We start from the raw sequence: 16,341 nt of genomic DNA, 5'->3' as shown, positions 1-16,341 counted from the left end.
TACCAGTTGAACCGCTGGTGCGGAGCACTTGGCGGAATCGGCTGGAGATTGGTGCGCCGCGATGGCCGCGCCGGGCATCCTCACCGGTCTCTCGATGGTTGTGATGGCCCTGCTGGCGAAGAGGTCCCCGTGGTGGGTGCGTACCCCGATGACCCGCATGAGCACGGGATTTAAGGGCATGGGCTTGCGGGGGACGGGTGCGGGTTCGACGATGGGCGGATGGGGAGGAAAGAGCGACGCTGGGAGGACGCGGCTGCGGCCGCGGTTGCGTACGCAGTTGAAGAGGCCGTCACGGCGATCGGGCAGATGTCGTACAAGCGACAGCCGACGCAGAGTGGCGTGTTTCCGACGGACGAGTACCAGGAGCAGATCCGGCGGCTGGCCGAGATCTGCACCGCGCTGGTGCCGGGGCTCGCGCGAGATCCGGAGCGGAAGCCGACGCAGGTACTGAAGACCGCCTGGGGGAGTCTGAACGAGGACCAGCAGCGCTGGCTGCACGCCAGTTTCCAGGAAGGGGATCACGACCTGCGCGCGTTCCTCAGCTGACCGGACGCGTTGGTGGGGGACGTTACGAGTCGTCGGCGTTCAGGAACGCGGCGATGTGGTTCGCCCATGTCTCCGGCTGCTCGAAGTGGCACATGTGGGCGGTGCCGGGGATGACGGCCAGCTGACTCCTGGGTACGGCGGCGTGCAGGCGATGCGCGACCTGGACGGGGAAACCCATGTCCTGCGCGCCGTGCAGGACCAGGACCGGCTTCGCGAAGTCGCGCAGGATCTGCTCGGGATCGCCGGAGAACCACGGATGTATGAGGCCCTTCACAGCACGCTCGAAGGACCAGTCGCCGAGGTCCGTGCCGAGGGACTCGAGCAATTGCAGGTACGCCGGCGCCAGGTCGAGGTCCCAGACGAACACGGTCGAGTTGCGCAGGGCACCGTTCGCCGCGTCCTCGATGGCCTGGCGACGGTGGTACTCGTCAAAGTCCGCGAGGTAACGGGCGTGGTCCGCAGCGCCGTACGCCGACGTTGACGCGAGCACCAACCGGCGTACCTGCTCGGGATGCTTGTCCACGAACTGGATCGCCGCGCGCCCACCGGTCGAGAACCCGACCAGGTCGACCGTCTCGAGCCCGAGCTTGTCGATCAGCCGGTGCGCATCCCGTACGACGTACTCCGGCTGCAGGTCGTCCGCGGGCAACCCCCGCGTGCTCCGCCCGCACCCGCGGAAATCGAACAGCACCACATGGTGATCCCGGGCCAACGGCTCGAACCCGGGCACGAGATACCCGTGCCCGACATCCGGCCCGCCATGAATCACCACCACCGAAGGCTTCGCGCTCCGCACGCCGAGCTCCCGCACGAACAACGTGACGTCCCCGACGTCGACGAACGCTTCATCCATCCCCGAACAGTCCCACGCCCCACCGACAAACCGAGCCGTTAATCGAGCTGCGACGGGCAACCCGCGCGGTTAGGGTCGCTGGGGCCAGCCGTTCAGGGAGAGGTCGCGTATGCCGTTGTCGGACGCCGTTCTGGAGGAGCAGCTTCGGGCGCTCGGGTACGCCGGAGCGGAGCAGCTCGCGATCGGGATGGAGGGGGCGGTCTATCGGCTCGGCGACGAGCGGATCGCGAAGGTGTGGTTCCACGCCGGCGAGAGCGAATTGCGGCGGTTGGGGGAGTTGTACGCCGCGCTCGACGGACGACTGCCGTTTCGTACGCCGCGGATGCTGGAGGTTCATCGGCCGGGGCCGTATTGGGTGACGGTCGAGGCGGAGTTGCCCGGGGTCCCGTTGCACACGGTGGCGCCGGCTTTCGGGGAGCCCGGCTGGGAGCGGGTGCGGGATTGTGTTGTCGAGGTACTCGCGGCCCTCGCGCAGGTGGATGCTCCGCCGGTGCTCAACCGGATGACCGTGCTGGACGAGGCGGATCCGTTCCGGCCGGTAGGGGTTTCGTGGAACGAGGCGCTGGCGGGTCTGGTTCGTCGGCGGGCCGAGAAGTCCGCGGATCAGCTGCGCGCCGTCATCGACGACTTCGAGCCGAAGCTGGACAGGCTCCTCGCATTGCTGGCGGAGATCAAGGAGCCGGAGACGCGGCTGGTCCACGGCGACGTGACGGCCGGGAACATCCTGGTCGACGAGAACCTCCGTCCCGTCACGGTGCTCGACCTCGGCCTGCTGACGATGCCTGGCGACCCGGTGTTCGACGCCGCCGCGGCCGCCAGCGTGATCGACCTGTGGTCACCCCGGTCCCGCGAGGTCGAGGCAGCCTTCGACGAAACGTTCGCGACGAACCTCGGGTACGACGCCGAACAACTCGTGCTCTACCGCTGCGCGTACTCGCTCATCATCAGCAACGCCCACGACAACGACCCGTACGACCGCGACAGCCACCTCCCGCTGACGGCCCGCTTCTACAACACCCCACAGGTCGCCGCACTGCTCAGTCGATGACGCAGAAGACCGTGCCGTCGGGGGCCTTGAGGACTACGAAGTCGGCGTCGGGTGGGTAGGTCCAGTCCTCGACGCGCTCGGCGCCGAGGGCGATGAGACGGGCTACTTCGGATTCCAGGGTTGACGTCTCGTGGTCGACCCAGAGGTCGAGGTGGGTCTGGTCGGTTTCGTCGAGGTGCAGGCGGGTGGGGCGGGCGTTCGCCGGCGGAAGCAGGAAGTCGGGGTTGCCGGGCTGGCCGGTGAAGCCGAGGGCTTCGCGCCAGAACTCCGCGGCGGGGCCGGTTTTCGGGACGTTCAGGATGATTGCTCCGAGAGTGAGGGCCATGATCCGAGGGTCGCAGAGATCCGGGTGTAACGCGGGTCAGGACTTCGTGCCCGTGATCAGCCGTTCCCGGTCGAACGCCACTGATGACACCCGCCAGCCGATCCGGTTCAGCGCCACCAAGGCTGCTGCCGCCAGCACCGCCAGGAGCCGGGACGTTTCGATGACGTTCAGGGCGACCAGAGTGGTCAGGACGACTGACGGCAGGCTGGCCAACGTGGAGAGTTGCTGCGCCACGCGGACGTCGTTGGACCGGGTGGAGATGACGATGGCCACCCAGATCGACCACCCGGCCAGCAACGGTGTGAACACCAGTTGGGCGAGCAGGTCGGACGGGCGGATGAGCGCCGCGGCCACCCCGGGCTGGGCGAAAAGCCCTACGCAGGCGAGGAACAGGATGTAGACGCCGTACGCGACACCGGTCGCGGGGAGAAACGTCGCGAGAGCCTTACCGAGCAGCAGTTCCTCGCGGCGGATCGGTGTCGTGAGCAACGGCTCCAGAGTGCCCTGCTCGCGCTCGCCGACCACGGCGTACGCGGCCACCATGGACGGCACGAGAGCCGGAATGCCGAGCAGGTACAAGAGCACGTGTTCGTGCCTCAGTGCCTCCGATGCCGACGAACTCAGCGCGAAGACCGCGACCAGGGGCTGGACGGAGAAGATGACAGGAATGATTGCCATCCCGACCACGAGCGATCGGTTCCGCCGGAACTCGCGCAGTTCCTTGGCGATGATCGCGCGGACCAGTCTGCGGTTGAGCCTCATGACCGGCCCGCTTGGACGTCGTTGGTGACGAGCTCCAGGTAGACGTCCTCGAGCGAGTGGTGTGAGGCGCTGATCGAGAGCACGTCCGCGTCGTCCTTCACCAGGGCCCGGGTCACGTCCGGTGCCGCCAGCTCCGGATCCGTCACGGTCAGCACGTACGTCGCGGCGCTGCCGGCATGCCAGCCGGTGACGCCTCGGAGGCCGCGGAAGACCCGATCCGGGTCGTGGATCGGGGCCGCCGTACGCACGGTGAGCGTCCGTGCGAAGAGCTCGTCGCGTAACTGCGCCGGCCGGCCGATGGTGCGCAGCGTCGTGTTCAGGATGGCGACCCGGTCGCAGAGGCGCTCGGCCTCGTCCAGGCGATGTGTGGTGAGGAAGATCGTGACGCCGCGGTGCCGGAGATCGTCGATCAGGTCGTGCACCCCGCGGGCGGCGACGGGATCGAGACCGGAGGTCGGCTCGTCGAGGAACAGCACGCGAGGGTCGTTCAGCAGCGCCCGGGCCAGTGCGACCCGCTGCCGAAGGCCCTTCGACAAGGAGCCACAGGAATCGTGGGCCCGATCGGTCAGGTGCACCGCGCTCAGCACGTGGTCGATCCGCTCCAGTGCGGCGGGCACCTCGTACAGATCGGCGAAGCACCGCAGGTTCTCCAGCACGCTCAGCCGCAGGTACAGGCCGGGCGACTCGGGCATGATCGAGATCCGCCGGCGGATCTCGACGCCGTTGTCCGGTGTCAGTCGGAGTCCCGCGACAGTGGCCGACCCGGAGGTCGGCGCGAGCAACGTGCCCAGGGTCCGTACGGTCGTCGTCTTGCCCGCACCGTTCGGCCCGAGGAACCCGAAGACCTCGCCGTACCCGATCTCGAACGTGACGTCGTCGAAAGCCACCCGGTCGCCGAAACGCTTGCTCAGCCGGTCGGCCGACAGGGCCGGTCCGGTCGAGCTTGCGCTGTCTTCGGTCCCCGCGTTCACGGCTCCTCGATCGTTCCCCCCGGGTACTTCGAGATTACCCGGGTCGCCGGCCCCAGCGTCGACGTCCGGTTACTCCCCGGTCTCCCCGTCGATTGCCTCCCGGAGGAGGTCGGCGTGCCCGTTGTGCCGCGCGTACTCCTGCAGGAGCTTCTGCAGGTTCCACCGCACGCTCATCCCGTTCCCGGGCGGGACCGCGTCGAGGTCGGCGTACGCCGCCAGCGCCGTATCCGTCCGGTCGCGCTCCGTCGCCCAGACCGCCATCGACTCGTCCACCATCGAGGGGTTCACATCGAAGTCCCAGTCCGGCCCGTCGTCGGTGTAGTCGCCCCAGACGGGCACCATCGCGGTCTGCGGCCCGAGTGCGTACCCGCCCCACGCCCGCTCCATCTCCGCCAGGTGCCGCACGAGGCCCAGCAGCGACAACGCCGACGGCGGTACGGCGCGGCGTACCAGCTGGTCGGGGTCCAGGCCGGCGCACTTCGCCCGGAGTGCGTCCCGGTGGAACTCGAGCCAGCCGACCACGATCTCCCGCTCCGGCCCGCTCGCCGGCTTGTCGATGCGCTCCATGAGGCTGATCCCTCCCGGTCGTGGAAAGTGAAATCGCTCTCCTTGTACCCGGGGGGAGGCTCATCTGATGAGGAAGTAGGCTTGCGCGGGCACTGCATCGGGTGCCCATGCTGATACTTGTTGAAAGAAACTCGCAGGGAACTCGAGGAGAAGACCGCGTGACTTCCCATCGCCCCGCGGCGGTCGTCATCATGGCCGCTGGTCTGGGAACCCGGATGAAATCGGCGACCCCGAAGGTGTTGCACGAGATCGGCGGGCGCAGTCTCGTCGGGCATGCCGTGGTGACCGCCCGGGCGCTGAACCCCGAACACCTCGTCGTCGTGGTCGGCAACGGCCGCGAGCTGGTCGAGGACCACCTCAGGAGCGTCGACCCGGACGCCCGGACCGCCGTCCAGGAGCAGCAGCTCGGCACCGGCGACGCCGTACGCGCGGGTCTGACCGCCGTACCGGACAGCTTCGACGGCTCCGTGATCGTCACGTCGGGTGACGTCCCGCTGCTCGAGGCAGAGACGTTGCACGACCTGGTCGCCGCCCACGACAAGGACGGCAACGCGGTCACCGTGCTGACCGCCCGGGTCCCGGACCCGACCGGGTACGGCAGGATCGTGCAGGGCGCGGACGGCACCGTCGCCGCGATCGTCGAGCACAAGGACGCGACCCCGGAGCAGCGGGCGATCGACGAGATCAACGCCGGGATCTACGTGTTCGACGCGATCACCCTGCGTGACGGTCTCAGTCGGCTGACCACCGACAACGCCCAGGGCGAGCTGTACCTGACCGACGTCCTCGGCATCGCCCGGAACGACGGCAAGCGGGTCGGGTCGCACGTCACCGCCGACGCCATGCAGACCGAGGGCGTCAACGACCGCGTCCAGCTCGCCACGCTCCGTGCCGAGCTGAACCGCCGTACCCTCACCAAGCACATGCGTGCGGGCGTGACGATCGTCGACCCGAACACCACCTGGGTCGACCAGACTGTCGACCTGGCCCGGGACGTCACCCTGCTGCCGAACACCCAGCTGCACGGCGCCACCACGGTCGGCAGCGGTACGACGATCGGTCCGGACACCACCCTGACCGACCTGGAGATCGGCGAGAACGCCACGATCATCCGGACCCACGGGTCACTCGCGGTGATCGGCGACGGTGCCTCGGTCGGCCCGTTCGCGTACCTGCGCCCGGGCACGAAGCTCGGCGTCAAGGGCAAGATCGGCACCTTCGTCGAGACCAAGAACTCCACCATCGGCGACGGCGCCAAGGTGCCGCACCTGACGTACGCCGGGGACGCGACGATCGGCGAGGGCGCGAACATCGGCGCCGGCACGATCTTCGCGAACTACGACGGTGTCGCGAAGCACCCGACGCACGTCGGGAAGCACTCGTTCATCGGCAGCAACTCGGTGCTGGTCGCGCCGCGCACCATCGCCGACGGTGCGTACCTGGCGGCCGGTACCGCGCTGACCGAGGACGTCGGCCCGGGCGAGATCGCGGTGGCCCGCGGCCGGCAGCGCAACATCAAGGGCTGGGTGGAGCGCAAGCGACCCGGCACCAAGACCGCCGCGGCGGCCGAGGCAGCACTCGCCGAGCAGGCCGGTGACTCCAGCGGTGACCCCACCGGTGACAAGGCCGACGACCAGTCCGGTACGCCGGACCGGTCCGGCGAGCAGTAGACGCGACAGGACAACGGGAGGCGCGGGCGATGAGTGGGATGAAACGAACCACCGAGAAGAACCTGATGGTTTTCTCCGGCCGGGCCCATCCCGGGCTGGCGGAGGAGGTCGCCGAGGAGCTCGGCTCGGGACTGGTCCCGACGCAGGCGTACGACTTCGCCAACGGCGAGATCTACGTCCGGTTCGAGGAGTCGGTCCGGGGCAGCGACGCGTTCGTGATCCAGAGCCACACCTCGCCGATCAACGAGTGGATCATGGAGCAGCTGATCATGGTCGACGCGCTGAAGCGGGCGTCGGCCAAGCGGATCACCGTGGTGCTCCCGTTCTACGGCTACGCGCGGCAGGACAAGAAGCACCGCGGTCGCGAACCGATCTCGGCCCGCCTGATGGCCGACCTGTTCAAGACCGCGGGCGCCAACCGGCTGATCTGCGTGGACCTGCACACGTCGCAGATCCAGGGCTTCTTCGACGGCCCGGTGGACCACCTGATGGCGCTCCCGATCCTGAGCACCTACGTCGCGGAGAAGTACGGCGACCAGCAGTTGGCCGTGGTCTCGCCGGACGCCGGCCGGATCAAGGTCGCCGAGCAGTGGTCCGCCCGGCTCGGCGGCGCGCCGCTGGCGTTCATCCACAAGACCCGCGACATCGACCGGCCGAACGAGACGGTCGCCAACCGGGTCGTCGGTGAGGTCAAGGGCCGGGTCTGCATCCTGGTCGACGACATGATCGACACCGCCGGCACGATTACCAAGGCCGCCGACGCGCTGATGACCGAGGGCGCCGCGGGCGTGGTGATCGCGGCCACGCACGCGATCCTGTCCGGCCCGGCGGTGGACCGGCTGAAGAACTGCCAGGCCAGCGAGGTGATCGTCACGAACACGCTGCCGATCGCCGAGGACCGCCGGTTCGACAAGCTCACCGAGCTGTCGATCGCACCCCTGATCAGCCGGGCGATCCGGGAGGTCTTCGAGGACGGCTCGGTCACCAGCCTCTTCGACGGCCGCGCCTGAGCATCACCCGCTTCAGCACCACCCGCGCCTGGGCAATGCTCGGTGCCGGACCACACCAGGTCCGGCGCCGAGCATTGTCATGATCAGGCGCTGATCCGGCGCCCGGTCACCGTCCCGGTGCCGGACTGGATGACGTGAGTGTCACTGCTCGGCGCGAACACCGTGAACTGGTACCTCGCCGTCAGCTTCCCGTGCGACACCGAGCCCCGCGCCCGCACCCGGGCAGTAGGCCCGACCGACTGCCCCGGGCCGCCGGCGTTCCCGGTCCAGAAGGTCGCCTGGAACGACTTGCCCTTCGACGCCCAGGTCCCGGTGAACGGCGGCCCGGCCGGGCTGATGTCGTGCGACAGGAACACGTCACCGCCGCTGAAACTCAGGACCAACCGGATCTTGGCCGTCGTGCCGTCGTCCTGCCGTGTGCACAACCAGCTGCCCGTCGGGCCGTTGCCGCTGTCCGCCATCGCCGGCGCGGCCGTAGCCAGGCCGGCGACCGCGACACCACCCGCGGCCATTCCCGCACCCCTCAGCGCCTGCCGGCGCCCGATCGCGTTCTCACTCATGAATTCCTCCCCCTGTGAGCCGCTGATGCCTTCCACGCTGCCCCTGATTCCGACGCGAAGGCAACGGCTCGGGCCGCACGGTGACTGACATAGGTTTGGTGGTGACTGACCGGATCGAGGATCGGACGCCACATGCGAATCCCCAGGCGAATCACTGTGTTCCATCCCGGCGCCATGGGCTCGCAGCTCGCCGCGCAGTTGGTGGCTGCCGGACACGAGGTGCACTGGATCCCGGACGGCCGCAGTGCCGTAACGAAGGCCCGCGCCGACGAAGCCGGCCTGATCGGTACGCCGTTCGCGGACGCGATCCCACTGGCCGACGTCGTCCTCTGCTCGTGTGCTCCACAAGGCGCGGTGGACATCGCGAAGCAGGTCGGCGCCGCGGGCTTCCGCGGGACCTACGTTGAGGCGAACCCGCTGTCCCCGATCTCCCTGCGCGAAGCCCAGGCCGCCGTACCGGATGCGAGTTTCGTGGACGCCGGTGTTGTCGGCCCGCCTCCGACTGGTGGGCCCAGTCCGACGCATCTGATGTTGTCGGGCGCGCAGGCGGAGGACGTCGCCGGTTTGTGGGCCGGCACGGCGGTCACCCCGATGGTGGTCGGGTCCGAGCCCGGTGCTGCCAGTGCGGCGAAGTCGTCGTACGCGCTCTACAACAAGGGCAAGGCGGCGCTGGCGGTGCTCGCGTTCCAGTTGGCCGAGAAGCACGGCGTGACGGATGCGCTCACGGCGCAGCAGGTGCGGGCGGATGCCGGATCGCTGCAGGATCCGGAGCTTCCCGAGCGGTTGCGCAGCGTGGCGTGGCGCTGGGGCCCGGAATTCGACGAGCTCGCCGAGACCCTCGACGACGCGGGCCTCGAAGGCGACGCGGCCCGTGCGCTGCGCCAGGTGTGGACCAAACTCACCTGATCCCGTAGTCCTCGATCACGAACGGCGGGATCAGGTCCACGATCCGGCCGAACAGGAACGCCGCCTCGGCGACCGCCGGCACGGTCCAGTAACCAAGCCCCCAGGTGACGAGTGCGCGCCCCTCGATCCGCCACTGCACGTAGGGGAATCGGTCGGTCAGGAGCTCCATCAACTGCGGGTTGACCACAGCGCTCGCGTACCGCGGATCGTCCGCCTCGACCGTGAACTGCTGGTTGAACCGTGTGCTTTCGAACTCCTGGCTCGCCACCAGCGGGTTCTTCTGCAGGACCGCGAGCGGAGGCAGCGCACACGGCAGGTCGTACGCGATCACGTGACACTTGGCCGCGGTCGCCGTACTGCTCGCGCTGTAGGTGAAATCGAGCGCCCGGATCCCTTGGCCCGCGACCATCCGCTCGGCGGATCCCTGCACGGAGTACAGCTGCTCGGCGATCCCCGCCAGCCAGGGATCGGTCGGCGCCGGGTGCCAGCCGTGCCCCGCCGCAGCCCGCAGCCGCTCGTCGAGGAAGGTACGGCGACGGTGCAGCGACCGCAGGTACAGCAACAGAAGCCCGACCGCGATCAGGCAGAGAACAACGATCGTGACGATCATCGGTACGTCGGTTGCCCGTAGTCACGCAGGACGAACGGCGGGAGCAGCTCGATGAGCCGTGTCATCGCCTCGGCCCGGGCGAGGACGTCCGGCACCTCGAACGCACCCTGGCCCCAGCTGACCAACGCGTTCCCGGCGATCATCCACTCCAGGCCGGGGTTCAGCATCACGCACTCCATCATGCGCGGGTGCATGACCGCCGACCCGTACCGGTCGTCGTCGCACTCGACCCGGAAGCGCTCGTTGAACTCCGCGTTCTCCAGTTCGAGGTCGTGGCCGCGGAACATCCGCCGCAGGCCGGTCTCGTGCATCACCGTCATCGACGGCAGCGCGACCGGGAGGTTCAGGGCAACGAACTGCACGGTGTGCGACGTCTGTGTCTTCCCGTTGCTGGTCACATAGGTGTAGTCGAACACGCACAGTCCGCGATCCCGGAACTCCCCGGCGTACGCCGCCGCGACCTCACCGTTCGACGGGAAGAGCGTGCCCGCGACCTGCACCAGCCACTGGTTCGGCGGGACCAGTTGCCAGCCGACCGCCGCCACCTGCGAGGCCCGCCGCATCGCCGCCTCCTTGCGCCGTCGCTGCGACCAGACCACCAGCCAGATCACGCCGCAGAGCGTGACCACCGGGATGAGCAGGACCAGCGCCGCCAGGAAGGAAATCACCCCGGCAACGTATCGAAGAGGTGGTCCGCCAGCGTCGGGGAAAACCGGTCACCGGGTACGCCGTCGCGCACGGGACAAAGCACCTGCGGCGTACGGATTTCCCGTCTGGCCGCGCTCGTGGGTAGACTGTTTTGGTTGCCTCGGCGAGGGACGCCCCCCGAGAGTTGTTGGGCGCGGCTCCGTGATCGACGCGGTGGTTCGTTGCCTGACGCCTTCTCCGGGGTCAGCAGGCGCCCGCTGAGGTTGCAGCCGAGTTCCACCCAGACAACAGATCACCGCAACGCTTTTGAGGAGTTCAGTCGTGGCCGAGGTCAAGATCCAAGCCGAATCGCGTACGGAGTTCGGCAAGGGGGCTGCCCGCCGAATCCGCCGGGAGAACAAAGTTCCCGCCGTCCTCTACGGCCACGGCAGTGACCCGGTGCACATCACGCTGCCCGGTCACGACACCATGCTGGCCCTGAAGACCGCGAACGCCCTGCTGATGATCGAGGTCGAGGGCGGCGAGTCGCACCTGGCGCTGCCGAAGCAGGTCCAGCGCGACCCGATCAAGGGCTTCATCGAGCACGTCGACCTGGTCATCGTCCGCCGTGGCGAGAAGGTTCAGGTCGACATCGCGGTCCACCTCGAGGGCGAGGCCGTCAGCGACGCCCTGGTCGTCCTGGAAGCCCAGAGCATCCTGGTCGAGGCCGAGGCGACCCACATTCCGGACGGCGTCACCGTCTCCATCGAGGGCCTCGAGGTCGGCGCGCAGATCCACGCCTCCGACCTGACCCTGCCGACCGGGACCACGCTGGCGATCGAACCGGACACCCTGATCGTGAACATCACCGCCCAGCAGACCGCCGAGCAGGCCGAGGCGGAGCTGGCCGAGGCGGAGGCCGAGGCCGGCATCGAGCGCGACGAGCCGGAGACCGCGGAGCCGGTGGCCGCCGCGGCCGAGTAACCTCTGCCGCAGCACATACCTTCTGGAGGGCCGGGATCCGTGGCGGACGACGTGTGGTTGGTCGTCGGACTGGGGAATCCCGGCCCTTCCTATGCCCGCACCCGGCACAACATCGGGCACCTGGTGGCCGACGAGCTGGCCGCTCGGACCGGCGGCAAGTGGAAGCAGAGCAAGCAGGTCAAGGCCGAGGTGATCGAGACCCGGATCAGCGGCCTGCGGACGGTGCTGGCCAAGCCCCGCGCGTACATGAACGAATCCGGCGGACCGGTCTCCGGGCTGCTGAAGTTCTTCAAGCTTGACCCGACCAATCTGGTGGTCGTGCACGACGAGCTGGACATCGACTTCGGCGTCCTGCGGTGCAAGTTCGGCGGTGGCGACAACGGCCACAACGGGCTCAAGTCGCTGCGGAAGTCGCTTGGCACCGGTGAGTACTATCGAGTTCGGTTCGGTGTGGGTCGTCCGCCGGGCCGCCAGGCACCGGCTGACTTCGTGCTGAACGAGTTCTCCTCGACCGAACGCAAGGATCTTCCGTTCGCCGTCGACCGGACCGCGGACGCGGTGGAGTGCCTCATGACCGACGGCCTCGACGCGACCCAAGGGCGGTACAACTCGTGAAGCTGAGCGGTCTCGTAGAGACGCTGATCACCGACAAGGTGGTCGCCGAGGCCGTTCGTGACGCCCGCGGGGACGCCGTCACGACCCTCGACCTGAGCGCGCCGATGCCGGTCCGCCCGGTGCTACTCGCCGCCCTGGCCGCGCAGCAGCACGGCGCCGATCGCCCGGTGCTCGCGGTCACCGCCACCTTCCGCGAGGCCGAGGAGCTCACCGAGGCGCTGCAGTGCCTCGTCGACGAGCCCGGTTCGGTCGCCTACTACCCGGCCTGGGAGACGCTCCCGCACGAGCGCCTGTCGCCGCGCTCCGACACGGTCGGCCGGCGGCTCGCCGTACTGCGGAGACTCGCGCACCCGGATCCGTCCGACGAGACCACCGGCCCGATCAAGATCCTGGTCGCGCCGGTGCGATCGGTGTTGCAGCCGCAGGTCGCCGGGCTGGCGGACCTGAAGCCGGTGCAGTTGCACGTCGGCGACACCGTCGAGCTCGAGGACGTCGTCGAGCGGCTCGCCGCGGCGGCGTACCACCGGGTCGACCTGGTCGAGCGGCGCGGTGAGTTCGCGGTCCGCGGCGGCATCATCGACGTCTTCCCACCGACCGAGGAGCACCCGCTGCGGGTGGACTTCTTCGGCGACGACGTGGAGGAGATCCGGTACTTCGCGGTCGCCGACCAGCGCTCGCTGGAGATCGCCGAGCACGGACTGTGGGCGCCGCCCTGTCGTGAGCTGCTGCTGACCGACGAGGTGCGCGCCCGGGCCGCCGAACTGGCGAAGGAACACCCCGAGCTGGCCGAGCTGTTCGAGAAGCTCGCCGAGGGGCATGCCGTCGAGGGTATGGAGTCGCTCGCGCCGGTGCTCGTCGACGACATGGAGCTGCTGGTCGACCTGATGCCGGCCGGTACGCACGTGGTGGTCAGCGACCCCGAGCGGGTCCGGGCCCGGGCGCATGACCTGGTCGCGACCAGCCAGGAGTTCCTGGAGGCGTCGTGGGCCGCGGCTGCCGGTGGTGGCGAGGCTCCGATCGACCTGGGCGCGGCGGCGTACATGTCGCTCGGCGACGTCCGGTCGCAGGCGCTGACCCGGGGCCTGGCCTGGTGGAGCCTGTCGCCGTTCGCGGCGGCGCCGGTCGACGACACCGCGGAACTGCGGGACTCGATGGGCGAGCGGGTCGCGTTCGACATCGACACGGAGTCCGGAGCGGTCACCAGCCGTCAGCTGGCGGTGCGCGAGGTTGATCCGTACCTCGGTCAGACCGCCGCGGCCATCGAGGACATCCGCGGCTGGCTGCGGGAGGGCTGGCGCGTCGTCGCCGTCACCGAGGGCCACGGTCCCGCGCAACGGCTGGCCGAGGTGCTGGCCGAGGCCGAGCTCGCGGCCCGGGTGGTCGAGGGCATCGAGGAGATCCCCGAGCCCGGCGTCGTACTGATCTCGCAGGGTCAGCTGGATCACGGGTTCATTGCCGAGGGCATCAAGTTCGCGGTGCTCACCGAGAACGACCTGGCCGGCCAGCGTTCGGCGGCCGAACGCCGTTCCCAGCAACGGATGCCGTCGCGCCGCAAGAAGACCATCGACCCGCTGGAGCTGCAGCCCGGCGACTACGTCGTGCACGAACAGCACGGCGTCGGCCGGTACGTCGAGATGATGCAGCGCACCGTCGGCTCGGGCAGCCAGAAGGCGACCCGCGAGTACGTCGTGATCGAGTTCGCGCCGAGCAAGCGCGGCCAACCGGGCGACCGGCTGTACGTGCCGACCGACCAGCTGGACCAGGTCACGCGGTACGTCGGTGGCGAGCAGCCGACCCTGGACAAGATGGGCGGCGGCGACTGGGCCAAGCGCAAGGGCCGCGCCCGCAAGGCCGTCCGCCAGATCGCCGGCGAGCTGATCAAGCTGTACGCCGCCCGCCAGGCCACCAAGGGTCATGCCTTCGCCAAGGACACCCCGTGGCAGCGCGAGCTCGAGGACGCGTTCCCGTTCGTGGAGACGCCCGACCAGCTGTCCACCATCGACGACGTGAAGCACGACATGGAACGCGTCATGCCGATGGACCGGATCGTCTGCGGTGACGTCGGCTACGGCAAGACCGAGATCGCGGTCCGCGCGGCCTTCAAGGCGGTGCAGGACGGCAAGCAGGTCGCCGTACTGGTGCCGACGACGCTGCTCGTGCAGCAGCACTACGCGACCTTCGCCGAGCGGTACGCCGCGTTCCCGGTGAACGTCGCGCCGCTGTCGCGGTTCCAGACCGACAAGGAGGCCAAGGCCACCGTCGACGGTCTGGCCGACGGGTCGATCGACGTGGTGATCGGGACGCACCGGCTGTTCAGCGGCGAGGTCGCGTTCAAGGACCTCGGCCTGGTGATCGTCGACGAGGAGCAGCGGTTCGGCGTCGAGCACAAGGAGCAGCTGAAGCGGCTGCGTACCGCGGTCGACGTACTGACGATGTCCGCGACGCCGATCCCGCGAACGCTGGAGATGTCGATCACCGGTATCCGCGAGATGTCCACGATCGCGACCCCGCCGGAGGAACGGCACCCGGTGCTGACCTTCGTCGGCGCGTACGACGAGCACCAGGTGACCGCGGCGATCCGGCGCGAGCTGCTCCGTGAGGGCCAGGTCTTCGTCGTCCACAACCGGGTGAACACGATCGAGAAGGCGGCCGCCCGGATCCGCCAGCTCGTGCCGGAGGCGCGCGTGACGGTCGCGCACGGCCAGATGCCGGAGCATCACCTCGAGCAGGTGATCCAGGGTTTCTGGGAGAAGCAGTCCGACGTGATCGTGTGTACGACGATCGTCGAGTCCGGGATCGACATCTCGAACGCGAACACGATGATCGTGGAACGGTCCGACCTGCTCGGCCTGTCCCAGCTGCACCAGCTCCGCGGCCGCGTCGGCCGGGGCCGGGAGCGCGCGTACGCGTACTTCTTCTTCCCGCCCGAGAAGCCGCTCACCGAGACCGCGCACGACCGGCTGGCGACGATCGCCCAGCACGCCGACCTCGGCGGCGGTATGGCGGTCGCGATGAAGGACCTGGAGATCCGCGGCGCGGGCAACCTGCTCGGTGGCGAGCAGTCCGGGCACATCGCGGACGTCGGCTTCGACCTGTACGTCCGGCTGGTCGGCGAGGCGGTCGCGGAGTACCGCGGTGACACCCAGGCCGAGGAGCCCGAGGTCAAGATCGAGCTGCCGATCGACGCGCACCTCCCACACGACTACATCCCGTCGCAGCGGCTGCGGCTGGAGATGTACCAGCGGCTCGCGGCCGTCCGCGACGAGGAAGGCATCGCCGAGCTGGTCGAGGAGCTGCACGACCGGTACGGCGACATTCCGCAGGCGGTGCTGAACCTGATTGAGGTGGCGAAGTTCCGCAACCACGCCCGCCGGGCGGGGCTGCACGACGTCACACTGCAGGGAAACATGATCCGTTTCGGGCCGGTCGAGCTGCCCGACTCGAAGGTGCTCAGGCTCAACAGGCTGTACCCGAAGAGTCTGGTGAAGCCGCAACTGCATACCATTCTGGTGCCGAGACCTGCGACCAGGCAGATCGGTGGGCAGCCGCTGCGTGACCAGGAGCTGCTGCAGTGGTGCACCCGGTTGATCGACGACGTGATCGCCGAACCTATCGTGGTGCCGGCGTGAAACCCTTGAAGAGATACGAGGAGATTCGGTGAGCACACGGCTTCGGGCACTCGGTACGGTCGCAGCGATCGTGCTGCTGACCGGTGGATGCGCGGCGGGTACGCACCCGGGTGCGGCGGCCGTCGTCGGCAGCACCGAGATCAGCATCAGCGACGTCGACCAGACCTCGCGGGCGGTCACCACGGCCCTCGGGCAGAACTTCAACGCGAACGCCGCGCTGAACACGCTGGTCAGCAACGCGCTGACCGCGGAGGTGCAGCAGGAGAAGTCGATCTCGGTCAGCCCCGCGGAGACCAGCGAGGCGGCCCGGGCCGCGGTCGGCGGCGACGAGGCGGCGTTCCAGAAGTTCCAGAGCGACCCGCTCACCCGGGACTTCCTGAACGCGGTCGGGACCTCCTCGGTCGTCACCGTGAAGCTCGCCGGTGGCTCGATCCAGGACCTGCAGAACCAGACCAAGCTGCAGCAGGGCGTGCTCGCGCTCCGGGAGGCGGCGAAGAGCATCGACGTGACCGTCGCGCCGCGGTTCGGCAAGTGGACCGACGGCACCTTGGACACCAGCATCTCCGGGTCGCTGTCCCAGGAGTCCCCGCAGACCGCCGCCAAGCGCAAGGCCGCCGAGAACGCCGCGCAACAGCAGCAGGGCCAGGGCTGATTGCGG

The 16,341-nt window shown here is 68.9% G+C and carries 17 protein-coding genes; 9 read left to right on the top strand and 8 right to left on the bottom strand.

Features of this window, described 5'->3' with window-relative positions:
• The first annotated feature begins 219 nt into the window (after positions 1 to 219).
• Positions 220 to 546: a hypothetical protein gene (locus AC0662_RS28655; protein WP_452199579.1), complete on the top strand. Its 327-nt coding sequence runs from the start codon at positions 220 to 222 to the stop codon at positions 544 to 546.
• 22 nt (positions 547 to 568) lie between these two features.
• Here AC0662_RS28655 and AC0662_RS28650 read toward each other — a convergent pair whose 3' ends face one another.
• Positions 569 to 1,399 carry an alpha/beta fold hydrolase gene (locus tag AC0662_RS28650; protein WP_478304474.1) on the bottom strand — a complete coding sequence of 277 codons (831 nt, stop codon included), beginning with the start codon at positions 1,397 to 1,399 and terminating at the stop codon, positions 569 to 571.
• Positions 1,400 to 1,508: 109 nt separating this feature from the next.
• Here AC0662_RS28650 and AC0662_RS28645 point away from each other — a divergent pair, with 109 nt between their 5' ends.
• On the top strand, positions 1,509 to 2,447 hold the full coding sequence (locus tag AC0662_RS28645) for a phosphotransferase family protein (RefSeq protein WP_478304469.1): 939 nt from the start codon (positions 1,509 to 1,511) through the stop codon (positions 2,445 to 2,447).
• Here AC0662_RS28645 and AC0662_RS28640 read toward each other — a convergent pair.
• From AC0662_RS28640 to AC0662_RS28625, 4 genes are all read right to left on the bottom strand, one after another.
• Positions 2,437 to 2,772 carry a VOC family protein gene (locus AC0662_RS28640; RefSeq protein ID WP_478304467.1) on the bottom strand — a complete coding sequence of 112 codons (336 nt, stop codon included), beginning with the start codon at positions 2,770 to 2,772 and terminating at the stop codon, positions 2,437 to 2,439. The genes AC0662_RS28645 and AC0662_RS28640 overlap by 11 nt on opposite strands.
• Before the next feature lie 36 nt (positions 2,773 to 2,808).
• Complete coding sequence (locus AC0662_RS28635) at positions 2,809 to 3,534, bottom strand: ABC transporter permease (RefSeq protein ID WP_452199587.1); 726 nt, start codon at positions 3,532 to 3,534, stop codon at positions 2,809 to 2,811.
• Entirely contained in the window at positions 3,531 to 4,505 is a 975-nt protein-coding gene (locus AC0662_RS28630; protein WP_452199589.1) for an ABC transporter ATP-binding protein, read from the bottom strand. The genes AC0662_RS28635 and AC0662_RS28630 overlap by 4 nt, the downstream gene beginning before the upstream one ends.
• A 69-nt stretch (positions 4,506 to 4,574) precedes the next feature.
• Positions 4,575 to 5,072: a DinB family protein gene (locus AC0662_RS28625; protein WP_452199591.1), complete on the bottom strand. Its 498-nt coding sequence runs from the start codon at positions 5,070 to 5,072 to the stop codon at positions 4,575 to 4,577.
• Positions 5,073 to 5,230: 158 nt separating this feature from the next.
• Between AC0662_RS28625 and glmU the strand changes: the two genes are divergently transcribed.
• Positions 5,231 to 6,742, top strand: coding sequence for a bifunctional UDP-N-acetylglucosamine diphosphorylase/glucosamine-1-phosphate N-acetyltransferase GlmU (glmU, locus tag AC0662_RS28620; protein WP_452199593.1), 1,512 nt, complete (start codon positions 5,231 to 5,233; stop codon positions 6,740 to 6,742).
• 29 nt (positions 6,743 to 6,771) lie between these two features.
• Positions 6,772 to 7,752, top strand: a complete 981-nt coding sequence (locus AC0662_RS28615) for a ribose-phosphate diphosphokinase (RefSeq protein WP_452199594.1) — start codon at positions 6,772 to 6,774, stop codon at positions 7,750 to 7,752.
• Positions 7,753 to 7,835: 83 nt separating this feature from the next.
• On the opposite strand, the gene AC0662_RS28610 is transcribed toward AC0662_RS28615, so the two are convergent.
• The gene (locus AC0662_RS28610) at positions 7,836 to 8,312 is read right to left on the bottom strand and encodes a hypothetical protein (RefSeq protein ID WP_478304464.1); all 477 of its coding nucleotides are present in this window, start codon (positions 8,310 to 8,312) and stop codon (positions 7,836 to 7,838) included.
• 132 nt (positions 8,313 to 8,444) lie between these two features.
• Here AC0662_RS28610 and AC0662_RS28605 point away from each other — a divergent pair, with 132 nt between their 5' ends.
• Complete coding sequence (locus AC0662_RS28605; RefSeq protein ID WP_478304462.1) at positions 8,445 to 9,218, top strand: DUF1932 domain-containing protein; 774 nt, start codon at positions 8,445 to 8,447, stop codon at positions 9,216 to 9,218.
• Here AC0662_RS28605 and AC0662_RS28600 read toward each other — a convergent pair.
• Entirely contained in the window at positions 9,211 to 9,828 is a 618-nt protein-coding gene (locus AC0662_RS28600; RefSeq protein ID WP_478304460.1) for a hypothetical protein, read from the bottom strand. The genes AC0662_RS28605 and AC0662_RS28600 overlap by 8 nt on opposite strands.
• Positions 9,825 to 10,496, bottom strand: coding sequence for a hypothetical protein (locus tag AC0662_RS28595; RefSeq protein ID WP_478304458.1), 672 nt, complete (start codon positions 10,494 to 10,496; stop codon positions 9,825 to 9,827). The genes AC0662_RS28600 and AC0662_RS28595 overlap by 4 nt, the downstream gene beginning before the upstream one ends.
• A gap of 301 nt (positions 10,497 to 10,797) precedes the next feature.
• On the opposite strand from AC0662_RS28595, the gene AC0662_RS28590 reads away from it, so the two are divergent.
• Genes AC0662_RS28590 through AC0662_RS28575 form a run of 4 tightly spaced genes read left to right on the top strand, consistent with a single transcriptional unit; the run spans position 10,798 to position 16,335 of the window.
• The gene (locus AC0662_RS28590) at positions 10,798 to 11,439 is read left to right on the top strand and encodes a 50S ribosomal protein L25/general stress protein Ctc (protein ID WP_452199604.1); all 642 of its coding nucleotides are present in this window, start codon (positions 10,798 to 10,800) and stop codon (positions 11,437 to 11,439) included.
• 39 nt (positions 11,440 to 11,478) lie between these two features.
• Complete coding sequence (gene pth, locus AC0662_RS28585) at positions 11,479 to 12,054, top strand: aminoacyl-tRNA hydrolase (protein ID WP_452199606.1); 576 nt, start codon at positions 11,479 to 11,481, stop codon at positions 12,052 to 12,054.
• Entirely contained in the window at positions 12,051 to 15,683 is a 3,633-nt protein-coding gene (mfd, locus tag AC0662_RS28580; RefSeq protein WP_478304456.1) for a transcription-repair coupling factor, read from the top strand. Before pth ends, mfd begins: the two co-directional genes overlap by 4 nt.
• Positions 15,684 to 15,711: 28 nt before the next feature.
• Positions 15,712 to 16,335, top strand: coding sequence for a SurA N-terminal domain-containing protein (locus AC0662_RS28575; RefSeq protein WP_452199610.1), 624 nt, complete (start codon positions 15,712 to 15,714; stop codon positions 16,333 to 16,335).
• Positions 16,336 to 16,341: the final 6 nt, after the last annotated feature.

Source organism: Kribbella sp. NPDC043289, from assembly GCF_056436705.1.
The sequence above is the reverse complement of the archived record's forward strand: the minus strand, read 5'-3'. Positions and strand labels throughout refer to the sequence as shown.

Coding starts and splice junctions, on each gene's coding strand:
- AC0662_RS28655 (WP_452199579.1), top strand. CDS start 220: ATGGGGAGGAAAGAGCGACGCTGGGAGGACGCGGCTGCGGCCGCGGTT.
- AC0662_RS28650 (WP_478304474.1), bottom strand. CDS start 1,399: ATGGATGAAGCGTTCGTCGACGTCGGGGACGTCACGTTGTTCGTGCGG.
- AC0662_RS28645 (WP_478304469.1), top strand. CDS start 1,509: ATGCCGTTGTCGGACGCCGTTCTGGAGGAGCAGCTTCGGGCGCTCGGG.
- AC0662_RS28640 (WP_478304467.1), bottom strand. CDS start 2,772: ATGGCCCTCACTCTCGGAGCAATCATCCTGAACGTCCCGAAAACCGGC.
- AC0662_RS28635 (WP_452199587.1), bottom strand. CDS start 3,534: ATGAGGCTCAACCGCAGACTGGTCCGCGCGATCATCGCCAAGGAACTG.
- AC0662_RS28625 (WP_452199591.1), bottom strand. CDS start 5,072: ATGGAGCGCATCGACAAGCCGGCGAGCGGGCCGGAGCGGGAGATCGTG.
- AC0662_RS28615 (WP_452199594.1), top strand. CDS start 6,772: ATGAGTGGGATGAAACGAACCACCGAGAAGAACCTGATGGTTTTCTCC.
- AC0662_RS28610 (WP_478304464.1), bottom strand. CDS start 8,312: ATGAGTGAGAACGCGATCGGGCGCCGGCAGGCGCTGAGGGGTGCGGGA.
- AC0662_RS28605 (WP_478304462.1), top strand. CDS start 8,445: ATGCGAATCCCCAGGCGAATCACTGTGTTCCATCCCGGCGCCATGGGC.
- AC0662_RS28600 (WP_478304460.1), bottom strand. CDS start 9,828: ATGATCGTCACGATCGTTGTTCTCTGCCTGATCGCGGTCGGGCTTCTG.